Here is a 12,609-nt window from a genome sequence, read left to right on the forward strand (position 1 = left end):
TCCCCCTTTTATATGCTTTTATATAACAACTTTTTCAACAACGGAAACAATCGATCTGGAAGTGTGGAAACATTTGGAACAAACAAACAATGTTTCCCATAAATATTTTGAATCGTTTGTTGTTGCCCTTCGTCGATTTCTCCGTTTGCTAAAAAGAGATTAATGACTTCGATTCCGTGTTTTCTTGCTTCGAGCACCGCTTCGTGCGTATCGATAATTCCGTTTTGCTCATAGCCATACGCTGCTGGTTCACCATCAGAAAACACTAGTAAAAATTTTTGCCTTTCTGTACGTTTCCTTAATTGCTCCGTCATGAGGCGAATGGCAAAGCCATCGCGATTATCTTCTTGCGGCTGCAGCTGAAAAATTTCTGGACCACTCTGCTTCTTTTGGGAAGCGGCAAACGAAATAACGGTATGCAAATAATTTGGCTGGTTCGTTTCATTTGCTTCGTTGGCATCTTCCCAAAAACCAACGATTTGGTGCGGAACTGCCACCGATTTTAACGCCTCATGGAATAATACAATCCCTCGCTTCGTTTCCTCCATTTTATCATGCATCGAAGCAGAGCAGTCGACTAACAATGTAAAAACCGCATCAATGGCAATGGATGGAGTGCGTTTTTTGTAAAATAAGCGAGGCTGTTCGTCCGTCCATAAACGAAGCAATTTTTTATGCAAACGACCAAAGTGTAAATCTGTACGCGGCATAATTTTTTTATGTTCGAGCATTTGCTCCATCATTTTTTTCAATTTCTTTTGATAAGCTGCAATCTCTTCCTTTTTTTGCTCGTATTCACGAATTTGGGCAAAAGAAGGAGGAGATGGAGAGAGGAAAATCGCTTCTGCATATTTGTTTTCTTTCCCATACGGCTCCCCTTTTCCAGATGGCTGCATATGAATTTTTTCCGCTTCTACTTGCTTCGTATAGTCCGTTCGGTTGCTTTTTTGCGAGGAACCTTGAACAAGCGCAAGCGCTTGATCCCCTGCTTCTCCTTCGCGTACTCCTTCCCCCAATAAATCTGTTTGTGTTCCTTGCTCTAGTTCAAACTGTAAAAAACTTTTCGTCATTTCGCTCGTTTCGCGATGCCATGTCGGTAACGTTTGTTCGTGGACATCCTCATCTCCATCTTTTCCTTCATTAAGCGCATCACAGTTATTCAACGGGTCGCTTCGTTTGATGTCTTCCATCAACATTCCTTGCGGTCCGTAGCTATGTTCTGGCAAATAAAAATACGTATTTAACATGTCTTTTTCTAGTATTTCCTCTAACATTCGAGTCATCATTAACGAAACGCGTGCGACATCGTGTGTTGATGCAGCATCAAAAAACTGACCGAGCAACTGGCGAATTTGCGGCATAAGATGGTCAATTGGTTCAGAAATAGGAGGAATTTCTTCCAACGGCGATTCGGATGTCAACAACAAATACATAGCGGCAAATAACGTATCCGTATACACACTTTTTACTAAGTTGGCATGCATTTGGCTTTGGAAATAGTGACGATACGCTCCTCGCCTTGTACGGAACCATTTTTTTGTGCCAGGTCGCTCTCGTTTACAAAGCTCCTCGAGCCGCAAATCTTCCGCAAGCATAAACAGTTGCTTGGCAAACTGAGGAATGGACGTCGTATTCGCCTGCTCAAGGAAAGCGCGGACTTCCGCAATCGTTGTATACTGTAATGTTCCGATGGCACGTAAGCAAACATCGCTTTTCAGCCCATCGACTTTTTCTGGACGGTTATCCCAAAAATGGCTGACATATATTTTCCTATTGACAAAATCAACATACGACTGAACTCCAAATGCTACTTCCCAATCGGCTTGTTTTGTTAATGTTTTCGCTAAATCTGACAGCTGCATAAATAAAAACGAGTCCACTTTTTTATCATTAAATTGGATAAACCGTTTCATCGTTCTTCCCTCACTCAAAGAGCGTTTCCGCAATGGTACGTACCGCGGCTTTTTCGCGGTCGTCTTCTAATTTTTCGACAATCCCGCGCTCAATGGCTCGAAGCGGCGGCAAATAAACGGCTAAATCGCATGCGTCAATAAGCGCACGAATAGAAGCCGCTGCTTCTGAAATTTGCCCGTTTTGTACTTGAACAATTAAATCGGCCGATAACATCACAAATCGATCAATTAACGTATGATCTTTTAATATACTTTGTGCTAGCAACACATCTTTTAATGCGTCGCCTTGAATGTAAGGAACATCAATGACAATAAAACGGTTTTTAAGCGCTTCGTTTAATGGAACTGTGCCGATATATCCTTCGTTAATCGCAGCGATTACACCAAACGTGCTTTTCGCTTTTACTACTTCGCCAGTAAATGGGTTGGTGATTGTTTTTCGATAGTCGAGTACGCCATTTAAAATTGGCAACGTCTCTGGTTTCGCCATGTTAATTTCGTCAATATAAAGCAAATGGCCTTTTGTCATTGCTTGAATGACAGGTCCAGGAATAAACTCGATCACAGGTTTTCCTTCCCGTTCTTGAATCGTTTTGAAACCGAGCATCGCTTCTGCATCGAGGTCAACGGAACAGTTAATGCTATGCATCGGCTGTCCGAACAAATAAGACAATGTTTCCGCTAACTTTGTTTTTCCTGCACCCGTTGGTCCTTTTAAAAGCACATTTTTCCCAAGCGCCAATGCAACGATAGCATCGTAAAGAATATGGGGAGCTGCTGCGGTATATCCGCCTTTTCCGATTAAATAAGCGTCTTCGTCATAGGCGAACTGTTGCTTTCGCGCTTGCATCTGTTGTTCAATGGCAGCAGGTAGTATATTCATTATGTATCGTCCTTTCTGTCGTATGTAATCACTATCCCATTCTACTTGATGTTTTACATTTAAGGCAAAAAAGACGCTTTGTTTCTTATAATAATATTATGTAAACATAATAAAAGGAAAGGAGAGAGCTATCTGCTCTTCCTTAACTATAGTTATCTTCAATCGCTTTGCGAATAAGTGCTTCACAACGATCCAATTCCGCTTTCAATTGCCGTTTATATAGCTTTGCTTTCTCATATCCCCCATCAGCAAATCGATAGTAAACAACTTCTTGGTATTTCATTCCTTCTTTTTTTTGTTTCACTTGTTTTAAAATGCCGTCCTCGATTAAATCATGCAGTGCTTTATATACTTCGGAATGATTTGGCCGATAGCCATACGGCTTAAATTCTTGGCGAAGCACATCTAATAGTTTTAGCCCATATAACCGTTCTTGTTCTGTTAATGTAATTAAATACAGCTTTAAAAACGCACGTTGTTTTAATAAAAATCCGCTTGGTGTCCGTTTATCTCGCATCTACGTCAACCCCTTTCTTCACAATATGATATTCCTCTTTTCTTGGGGGAAGTCCTTCTTTTTTTTAATGCTTTTTTTAATTAGAACATAGTTTTATTTTACTGTGATACAACAAAAAAAGAAATACTCAGAAGCGAGTATTCCTTAATTAAAAACAATTGTTTTGTTTTGGTGAATGATGACGCGATCTTCGAGGTGCCATTTTAATGCCCGCGCAAGAACCGTTTTTTCGATAATGCGACCGATTCGTTTTAAATCTTCGGGATGATAGCGGTGATCTACTCGCGCTACATCTTGCTCAATAATTGGTCCTTCGTCCAAGTCGTCGGTCACGTAATGCGATGTTGCCCCAATTAATTTAACTCCACGCTCATACGCCCGTTCATACGGCCTTGCACCGACGAAAGCTGGCAGAAACGAATGGTGGATATTAATAATTCTGGCTGGAAATTGCGCCACAAATTCCGGCGATAAAATTTGCATATAGCGGGCAAGCACGATCGTGTCAATTTTATATTCGTTTAAAAGTGCGAGCTGTTTTTCTTCCGCTTCCCCTTTTCTTTCTTTTGTCACTGGAATGCAATAATAAGGAATGCCGATTGATTCGACGCTTTCTCGCATATATTCATGGTTGCTAATGACGACAGCGATATCTGCTAAGAGCTCCCCTGCTTGCCATTCCCATAGCAGTTCTAATAGGCAATGTTCTTCTTTAGAAACGAAAATGGCGAGCTTTTGCAAATCGTTATGTAACCGGAAGCGCCAATTCATTTGAAACGTTTCGGCAATCGGTGCAAATGCTTTTTCTATGTCCGCTTTTCGAGTGACAATCACCGGTGCATCAAATTCAATTCGTAAAAAAAACATTCCCCCTTCTGGGTCGGTTGAATATTGACTTGATTCAACGATATTTGCCCCTTGCTCGTATAAAAACGAAGTGACAGCGGCTACGATGCCAGGTCGGTCTGGACATGAAATGACAAGCCGTGCTCGATGTTGATAGTTTTGCAAAAAATTTTGTAGACGACGTTCGCGAAACGTGTGCATCCATTTTCCCCCTCGATAGTTTTTCCTCATCATACAAAAAAACGGCTGGAATGCCAACCGTTTTTTGTATTTTCGCTGAAAATCTTCGGTTCTGAAAAATTTATTTTGTTAAATCGCTAGCAGGACCGAAAAATTCATAGTGGATATTAGCTTCTGCTACTCCCCATTCTTTTAGTGCGTGATAAATAGCTTTCATAAACGGAACAGGACCACAGAAATAAAAATCTGCTTGCTTCTCTTGCACGATTGTTTGTAGCCATTCGCCCGTAATCCATCCTTCTTTAGCGAAGTGAGGGTTTTTTCGGTCTGTATCTGTTGGTGATTCATAGCAAATATAATAAGAAAGCGATTCATGTTCATTCGTAAGTTTCGCGAGCTCTTCATCGAAAGCGTGGACGTTTCCGTTAATCGCTGCATGAATAAACGTTGCTTTCCGCTCTGGTTGCTTCGTAACTAACGTGTTTACCATGCTAAATAACGGCGTAATGCCAACCCCACCACTAATGAACACGACCGGCGTTTCTTTTGCCATATCAAGTGTAAAATCACCCGCTGGTGCACTTAGTTCAAGCACGTCCCCTTCTTGAATATGGTCGTGTAAATAGTTCGATACAATTCCAGCTGGCTGTGTATCTGTTGCTGCTTCTTTTTTCACGCTAATCCGATAATACCCTTTTTGCGGAGCGTCAGATAAGCTATATTGGCGAATATGCGTATACGTTTCTCCAGGGACAGTTACTTTTACGCTTACGTATTGGCCTGGAAGGAAATCGCTAACTTCCCCGCCGTCTTCTGGAACAAGGTAAAACGACGTAATGACATCGCTTTCTTTTACTTTTCGTTGCACAACAAAGCGGCGAAAATCTTTCCATCCCCCTGTTTTTCCTTCTGCTTCCCGATACATTTCTTCTTCGACTTGAATAAATACGTCCGCAATGACACCGTACGCTTCTCTCCACGCCTCAATCACTTCATCGGTTGCTGCATCGCCTAACACATCTTTGATGGCTAACAATAAATGCTTCCCTACAATTGGATAGTGCTCTTTTTTTACTCCAAGGCTGCGATGTTTATGCCCGATCTGCTTGACTACTGGCAAAATCGCTTCTAAGTTATCAATATGTTTCGCTGCTGCGTAGACGGAAGCCGCTAACGCTTTTGGCTGTCGTCCTTGTTTTTGATGGGCATGGTTAAAAATGTTCAACAGCTCTGGGTGATTAGAAAACATTAATTGATAAAACCGTTTCGTAATTTGTTCCCCGTACTGTTCTAATACCGGCACTGTTGATTGAATGATTTCGATCGTTTTTTTGCTTAATAATGTTTTTGTCGCACTCATGAATAAATCCCCTCACCAAAACATGTATTTTATATACATGTTTATTGAATCATATCGTTTGCTAAAAAAGCAATATTTCAAATACACCTTTAACAAAATGTTCACAATTTCACACCAAACAAAAACACATGGTAAAATAATGAACAGACAAAGCGATTGAAGGTGTGACAAACGATGCAGTTAACAAACTATACGGAATACGCTCTGCGTGTGCTTCTTTTCTTAGGGGCATTAGAACCTGGGGAGAAAACAAATATTAAAGAAATTTCGCGCGCCTTTTCCATTTCGGAAAATCATTTAAGCAAAATTGTATACGAACTCGGGAAAGAAGGCTTTATCGAAACTATCCGCGGACGAAACGGGGGCATTCGCCTTGCGAAAAAGCCGGAAGACATTCGCATCGGCGCTGTCGTCCGCCATACGGAAGATAATTTATCGCTCGTTGAATGTTTTGCTGGACATGGAAACCATTGTATCATTACTCCTGTTTGCGGGCTCAAACATGTTCTTCATGAGGCGTTAGAAGCATTTTTACGCGTATTGGATTCATATACATTGGCGGATTTATTAGCGAATAAAGATCGCCTACAGTCCATCTTCCAGCAAAAATGGTCGTAACGAGCATATGATTGCCACGTTTTGCGAAATATATTACTATGAAAAAGGCGTCTAAAAAACAATCATTCGAAGGAGGTCAAAATGAAACAGACGTTGTCATCACTACCACCATATTTAAAAATGGAAAATGGGGAGCTTTGGTTAACAGAAGATGATCGAGATAATTTAAAAATTAGCTATCGAATCAAAGAAGTTATTTTCTCGGAGCAATCTCCGTTTCAACAAGTGATGATTTTAGATTCGTATGATTTTGGCAGAATGCTCGTGCTCGACGGGGTTGTGCAAACAACTTCGATTGATGGTCATATTTATAATGAGATGATTTCCCACGTTCCGCTTCAATTTCACCGAGCGCCAAAAAAAGTGTTAATTATCGGCGGAGGCGACTGTGGAGCAGCGCGGGAAGTAGCAAAATACAACGATATCGAAGAAATTTATATGGTCGAAATTGATGAAACAGTCGTACAAGCTTGTAAAGAACACTTGCCAGCTGTTTCTGGGAACTTATCCGATTCTCGCGTTCAGTTTATTTATACCGATGGGGTTGCATTTGTGAAAGAGCGTGCAAATACGTACGATGTCATCATTATTGATTCCTCTGACCCAATCGGACCAGCGAAGGAATTATTTTCTTACGAATTTTATCAAAATGTGCATCGTGCGTTAAAAGAAGATGGTATTATGGTATGCCAAAGCCAGTCCCCGATTTTCCATCTAGATGTTTTAAAACAAACATATACAAATATTCAGCAATTATTCCCACATGCGGCTGTCTATACCGCAACGGTACCAACGTATCCGGGCGGATTATGGAGTTTTACAATCGGCGCGAAAATCCCGCTTTCTCTTCCTAATACGTGGTCGTTGCCAGCTGACACGAAATATGTAAACGAGGCGATTCTAACCCGCTGTTTTGAGTTGCCGCAATTTATGAAAACTGTGTTATCGTAAAAACAAGGTGTCCCGCTGTGGGACACCTCGTTTACTATAAGTACTGTACCGCTATTCTTTTTGAAACGAACGGTTAGCAACCATCGAAATCGTTAAGTCGTCCGCTGGCGGATTATGAAGCCCAGCACGGACGTCGCGGTAATAACGCTGCAGCGGATGATGAGAAAATAAGCTATGGCCGCCAACGACACGCATCGCTAGGTCAACGACATGAACCGCTGTATTTGTCGCGACGTACTTCACCGCTGCTAATTCTTCCTTCATCGCTTGTCGTTTATTCGGGTAGCGATCCCATTGATCGGCAACGGAATACATAAAATGACGGGCGGCCATTAACTGAATGTCGATTTCGGCAATTTTACGCCGCACTTCTGGTACATCGGCAATTGGATGCGGCAACGTATTCGGCTGATACGATTTAGCAAAAGCGATTGCTTCATCGCGCGCAGCAAGCGCAATCCCTAAATAACACGCAGGAATATGTAAAAGCCACCCTTGCGCTCTTCCTTTTGCTTGTGGTGAGTGAAGAATTTCGACAAGCGCCGTTTCGTCGACTTCGACGTTTTCTAATACGAGATCGTCACTTCTCGTCCCTCTCATTCCAAGCGTATCCCACGTTGCTTCAATTTGGAGACCGAGAGCGGTTTTCGGGATTAAAAAGTTACCTACTTCCCCTGTTTCATTAATCGTCGCCGATACAATAAAGTAATCAAGCGCTGGCGCAAGCGACGTATAGGTTTTGCGACCAGAAATGACCCATCGGCCGTTTTGTTTTTCTGCCGTCGTTTCCGGTTTTCCTCCGCGCGCAGGACTTCCGGTTGCTCCTTCCGACTGCGCACTGTTTAATAATATTTGTTTATGAACAATTTCATCACAAATGCGGGCAAATACCGGCTCGGGCCATTTGTTTTGCTCCGCTACATTCATCACAATCCCTAAATGCCAGCCAAGCGATAAGGCAGTTGCACCATCTCCTTGGGCAAGCGTTTCTTGCACGAGCAAAAATTCATATAACGAAATTTCTTCTCCGCCATACCGTTTTGGGACAGTAAGTGATAAAAAGCCAACTTTTTTTAATTCCGCGAAATTTTCAAATGGAAAAAGTGCCTGCTCATCGTAGTAGCGTGCTCGTTTTTGAAATTGTTGTGCAAGTTTCGTGGCGCGTTCGTGCAATTGCTTTTCCCGATCGGTTCGTAAAAATAAATGATCCAACTCGTTCTCCCCTTTTCTTTTTATTTGCTTCCATTTTACTCCCTCTTAAGGAAGAAAAAAATGATTATGTTTCATTGATTATTTAGAACATAGTTTATTTTTCTTTACAAAAAAAAATAACCCGGTGGGCATCCACCGGATCGTTCAACTAACAAGCGGAAAGATAAGATAACCAACAAGCGCTAAAAGCCCGCACACCAACGAAATGCGCAACTTATATTTAGCATATTCCATTAAATCCAAATCCATAATGGAAGCGGTCGTAATCGTTGTATCCCCTAGTGGGGAGGCAAATGCGCCAAACGTACCGCTCGCAAATACTGCCCCTATCGTCATCGGTAACGATGCGCCCGTTGCCGCTGCAAGCGTCACACCAAGCGGCATAAACAATCCCCATGTCCCCCAGGATGTGCCGATAAAATAAGAAATGAAAGAACCGAGAATAAACATGGCTGCTGGAACAATCTCCTTCGGTAAAAACGTTCCAAACGTTGCACTAATGTAACTGGAAAAACCTAATTGTTCCGCTGTCAACGATAGCGCCCATACAAGAAGAAGCATGCTAATTGGTGCCATCAGTTCATTGCCGCCTTCAAAAAAATGATAAATAAGCTCATGCAGTTTCTGGCGGCGAAGGAAATAAAAAATGGCTGTGAGAGCAATGGTAAGAAAAAGCGCGACTAACATGACAAATGTCGCATCCGCATGTGAAAAAGCCGCGAGGAGCGTCGTCGCACCTTTTGTTTTTCCATCATACCAAAGAAAAAATATCGTACATACAAACAGTAAAAAAAGCGGAAAAAAGAGATGGAGCGGTTCGCCAACGACTAACGAAAGCTCCTTTTTTAATCCTAGCCGGTGAAAATAATTTGTTTCACTCTCTACGTGCGCTCGCTCTTCTTTACCAATTTGAACGTGCCGAAACGTCGTTACAATTCCGATAATCAACGCAATCACCGCAAAAAAATTATACGGCAAACTCGCTAAAAAAAGAGGATATGCCGATTGAGTAATGTTATTTTGCTTGAGCGCTCCTTCTACAACAGACGTCATAAATCCAATAAACGCCGTAGCAAGCGGCAAAAGAACAATAATCGGTTCCGTTGATACATCAATCATGTACGCCATTCTTCGTTTATCCATTCGAAACTTTTCACTAAGTGGTTTCATCACTGGCGCAAGCAACATAATTCGAAACATCGGCGTAAAAAATGTGACCGGAAGCGTCAGCCAAATAAAACCCATCATCCGGCGTTTCGAGTGAATTTTCGGACTAATCCATTGAACAAATCCTTTTACTCCTCCAGTAATTTGCATCATCCCAATAAGCGCTCCGAACAAATACAAAAACAAAATGACTTGCATGTGTCCACCATTTGTTGCGGCCTCCAGCATGGCATTTACCGCTCGTTCAATCGCCGAAAAAAATTGACCTTCTAAACAAAATGCACCGACCAATAACCCGACAACAAGACCAGGCAATATCTCTTTCAACCAAATCGCAAGCGGAATAACGAGTAAAAATGGTATTAACGATACCCATGTCCCTTCCAATTCATCCAACCCCTTTCGTTACAAGGATGACCATAAATGAAGGAAACTATTACGTTTAATTTTGATTATTTAGAACATAGTTTAATAAAAAATTTTTTGCTCAACCACGACAGAAAAACCCGCAGTTGGGAAACAACCGCGGGTTAATGGACGCGTCGCGCAAAATCCACAAAGCGAAATTTATCTAACCGATGGCGCGATTCGGTAAATTGAAATAAGCTTGCATCTTCTAAATACACATAATTTTGCACAACGACAATATGCTCATATCCGTCAACGTCTAAATACTTTCGGTCTTCGTCGGTGACTTTGTCGACGAACATTTCTTTTTTTGCAAAGCTAATTTTCAGCTTCAATTCATTTTCTAAATACTCGTAAATCGAGTTTTCGCAAATCTCACGCGTTAATGACGGAACAAATTTCCGGTGTAAAAAATCTTTATCTAAAATAATTTTTTCCCCTTCGATTTCACGGGCGCGAACGACTTTCCATACCTCATCTTTTGCGCTTATCTCTAAGTATTGGCGAATATCGTCACCTGGTTTAATCAGCTGCAATTCATGGACAATCGTGCGAACTCGCTTCTCCATCTTTTGTGTCAATTCTTTAAAACTGACTAATCCAGATACCGGAAAATCGTATTTACCGACATCGAGAACGACAGAGCCTTTTCCTTTTATTTTTTGAATATAGCCATGCTCTGATAATAAATTTAACGCTTTGCGAATTGTTTCGCGCGATGTTTTATACTGCTCCGACAGGTCGTGCTCTGATGGAAGCAAATCGTTTGGCTGAAATACTCCTTTGCGAATTTGCAACGAAAGGTCGTTGTAAATCGTTAAAAACTTATTTTTTCTCATCGCTATCACCGACATGTATTGTATCATTTTGTTAAGTAATACACAATCGATTCGTACGGACGCAAGTGAATTTGTCGAAACTGTTCCGGTGCATCTTCATAGTTGGCGATTAACACGCGGCTCTCGTAGCCGTCTACCTCTACTTCACGCGGCAACACAAACGTTGTTTCTTCCGCAAAGAAATTGTTCACGACCAATAGTTTTTCGTTGTCCCCGTTTCGGACGTAAGCGAAAATCGATGGATCGTCTTCTAGCAATAGTTGATAATCTCCGGTCGTGATAATATCGTACTGCTTGCGCAACTGGATTAACCGCTGGTAATGATAAAAAATAGATGACTTATCTTCTAACGCTTGTTTGACATTAATAGCATGATAGTTGCTAGCGACACGAATCCATGGGGTTCCGGTGGTAAACCCAGCATGTTCGCTATCGTCCCATTGCATTGGCGTTCGTGAGTTATCGCGCGATTTTCGCTGTAAAATATTTAACACTTCCTCTTCTGTTTTTCCTTGCGCTCGTAAAATATGGTACATATTTAACGTCTCGACGTCGCGATAGTCGTCTATTCGCGTAAATTTCGGGTCGGTCATGCCAATTTCTTCACCTTGGTAAATATACGGCGTCCCTTGCATGAGGTGAATGACTGTCGCAAGCATTTTGGCAGATTCTTTTCGGTACACGTTGTCGTTCCCATAACGCGACACGATGCGCGGTTGATCGTGATTGCACCAAAAGAGCGCATTCCAACCGCCGCCTTTATTCATTTCCATTTGCCACGTCGATAAAATCCGCTTTAGTGCAAGAAAATCAACATCAGCCAACGCCCATTTCTCCCCGTTTGGGTAATCGACTTTTAAATGATGAAAATTAAAGACCATATTTAATTCATGGCGTGCTGGATTCGTGTATTGAATACAATGGTCAATCGTTGTCGACGACATTTCTCCAACCGTCATGATATCATATTTAGAAAATACTTCGCGATTCATTTCTTGAAGAAACTCATGAATACGCGGGCCATCCGTATAAAATTTGCGGCCGTCCCCTGGTGGTACAGATCCGTCATCATCTGGGAAACGTTGATCTTTCGAAATTAAATTAATGACATCTAAACGAAAACCGTCAACACCCTTTTTTAGCCAAAAGTGCATCATATCATACAGTTTTCGCCGCAACTCCTCATTCTCCCAATTTAAATCCGCTTGTGTAACATCGAACAAGTGCAAATAATATTGGCGAGTATGTTCATCATATTCCCATGCCGAACCACCAAATTTAGACTGCCAATTGTTTGGCTGTTTACCATCACGCCCATCTTTCCAAATGTAGAAATGACGGTATGGATGATCTTTGGATGATCTTGCTTTTTTAAACCATTCATGTTCAGTTGATGTATGATTGACGACAATATCCATCATAACTTTGATGTTGCGTTTATGCGCTTCTGCTAACAGCTGTTCAAAGTCTTTCATCGTTCCGTATGGCTCATATATCGCAAAATAATCGCTAATATCATAGCCGTTATCGCGCTGTGGCGATTGATAGATCGGAGTCAGCCAAATTACGTCAATACCTAATGTTTTTAAGTAATCCAGTTTTTCAATAATCCCTTGCAAATCTCCGACGCCATCACCGTTTGTATCGTAAAAACTTTTCGGATAAATTTGATAGACGACTGCTTTTTTCCACCACGGCATATTCACTTTTCTCAC

Annotated in this window: 11 protein-coding genes; 2 read left to right on the plus strand and 9 right to left on the minus strand. The window is 41.6% G+C overall.

Annotated features, from left to right (window positions below):
• Positions 1-8 precede the first annotated feature (8 nt).
• From GGR02_RS00095 to hmpA, 5 genes are all read right to left on the minus strand, one after another.
• Positions 9-1,913 (minus strand): vWA domain-containing protein, encoded by a 1,905-nt coding sequence (locus GGR02_RS00095; RefSeq protein WP_183182720.1) that lies wholly within the window; start codon positions 1,911-1,913, stop codon positions 9-11.
• Positions 1,914-1,923: 10 nt separating this feature from the next.
• Positions 1,924-2,796 carry an ATP-binding protein gene (locus tag GGR02_RS00100; protein WP_183182721.1) on the minus strand — a complete coding sequence of 291 codons (873 nt, stop codon included), beginning with the start codon at positions 2,794-2,796 and terminating at the stop codon, positions 1,924-1,926.
• 142 nt (positions 2,797-2,938) lie between these two features.
• Positions 2,939-3,313: a helix-turn-helix transcriptional regulator gene (locus GGR02_RS00105; protein WP_183182722.1), complete on the minus strand. Its 375-nt coding sequence runs from the start codon at positions 3,311-3,313 to the stop codon at positions 2,939-2,941.
• Between the two features lie 144 nt (positions 3,314-3,457).
• Positions 3,458-4,360, minus strand: coding sequence for a formyltetrahydrofolate deformylase (gene purU, locus GGR02_RS00110; RefSeq protein ID WP_183182723.1), 903 nt, complete (start codon positions 4,358-4,360; stop codon positions 3,458-3,460).
• A 100-nt stretch (positions 4,361-4,460) separates the two neighbouring features.
• A complete protein-coding gene (gene hmpA, locus GGR02_RS00115) occupies positions 4,461-5,699 on the minus strand; it encodes an NO-inducible flavohemoprotein (protein WP_183182724.1) in 1,239 nt (412 codons plus the stop codon).
• Positions 5,700-5,873: 174 nt separating this feature from the next.
• On the opposite strand from hmpA, the gene GGR02_RS00120 reads away from it, so the two are divergent.
• Both GGR02_RS00120 and speE read left to right on the plus strand, forming a co-directional pair.
• Entirely contained in the window at positions 5,874-6,317 is a 444-nt protein-coding gene (locus tag GGR02_RS00120; protein ID WP_183182725.1) for an Rrf2 family transcriptional regulator, read from the plus strand.
• 81 nt (positions 6,318-6,398) lie between these two features.
• Complete coding sequence (gene speE, locus GGR02_RS00125) at positions 6,399-7,268, plus strand: polyamine aminopropyltransferase (RefSeq protein ID WP_183182726.1); 870 nt, start codon at positions 6,399-6,401, stop codon at positions 7,266-7,268.
• A gap of 51 nt (positions 7,269-7,319) precedes the next feature.
• Here the strand turns inward: speE and GGR02_RS00130 are convergent, their stop codons facing one another.
• The 4 genes from GGR02_RS00130 to treC form a co-directional block, all read right to left on the minus strand.
• Positions 7,320-8,480 (minus strand): acyl-CoA dehydrogenase family protein, encoded by a 1,161-nt coding sequence (locus GGR02_RS00130; protein WP_221210591.1) that lies wholly within the window; start codon positions 8,478-8,480, stop codon positions 7,320-7,322.
• Between the two features lie 144 nt (positions 8,481-8,624).
• Positions 8,625-10,034 (minus strand): Na+/H+ antiporter NhaC family protein, encoded by a 1,410-nt coding sequence (locus tag GGR02_RS00135; RefSeq protein ID WP_183182727.1) that lies wholly within the window; start codon positions 10,032-10,034, stop codon positions 8,625-8,627.
• A gap of 143 nt (positions 10,035-10,177) precedes the next feature.
• On the minus strand, positions 10,178-10,894 hold the full coding sequence (treR, locus tag GGR02_RS00140; protein WP_183182728.1) for a trehalose operon repressor: 717 nt from the start codon (positions 10,892-10,894) through the stop codon (positions 10,178-10,180).
• 23 nt (positions 10,895-10,917) lie between these two features.
• On the minus strand, positions 10,918-12,594 hold the full coding sequence (treC, locus tag GGR02_RS00145) for an alpha,alpha-phosphotrehalase (RefSeq protein ID WP_183182933.1): 1,677 nt from the start codon (positions 12,592-12,594) through the stop codon (positions 10,918-10,920).
• Positions 12,595-12,609 lie beyond the last annotated feature (15 nt).

This window comes from Anoxybacteroides voinovskiense (assembly GCF_014196205.1).
Classification (GTDB): Bacteria; Bacillota; Bacilli; order Bacillales; family Anoxybacillaceae; genus Anoxybacteroides; species Anoxybacteroides voinovskiense.

Excerpts from the sequence above, each read along its gene's own strand:
- GGR02_RS00095 (WP_183182720.1), bottom strand. The coding sequence starts at position 1,913 with ATGAAACGGTTTATCCAATTTAATGATAAAAAAGTGGACTCGTTTTTA.
- GGR02_RS00105 (WP_183182722.1), bottom strand. The coding sequence starts at position 3,313 with ATGCGAGATAAACGGACACCAAGCGGATTTTTATTAAAACAACGTGCG.
- GGR02_RS00120 (WP_183182725.1), top strand. The coding sequence starts at position 5,874 with ATGCAGTTAACAAACTATACGGAATACGCTCTGCGTGTGCTTCTTTTC.
- GGR02_RS00100 (WP_183182721.1), bottom strand. The coding sequence starts at position 2,796 with ATGAATATACTACCTGCTGCCATTGAACAACAGATGCAAGCGCGAAAG.
- treR (WP_183182728.1), bottom strand. The coding sequence starts at position 10,894 with ATGAGAAAAAATAAGTTTTTAACGATTTACAACGACCTTTCGTTGCAA.
- purU (WP_183182723.1), bottom strand. The coding sequence starts at position 4,360 with ATGCACACGTTTCGCGAACGTCGTCTACAAAATTTTTTGCAAAACTAT.
- speE (WP_183182726.1), top strand. The coding sequence starts at position 6,399 with ATGAAACAGACGTTGTCATCACTACCACCATATTTAAAAATGGAAAAT.
- treC (WP_183182933.1), bottom strand. The coding sequence starts at position 12,594 with ATGCCGTGGTGGAAAAAAGCAGTCGTCTATCAAATTTATCCGAAAAGT.
- hmpA (WP_183182724.1), bottom strand. The coding sequence starts at position 5,699 with ATGAGTGCGACAAAAACATTATTAAGCAAAAAAACGATCGAAATCATT.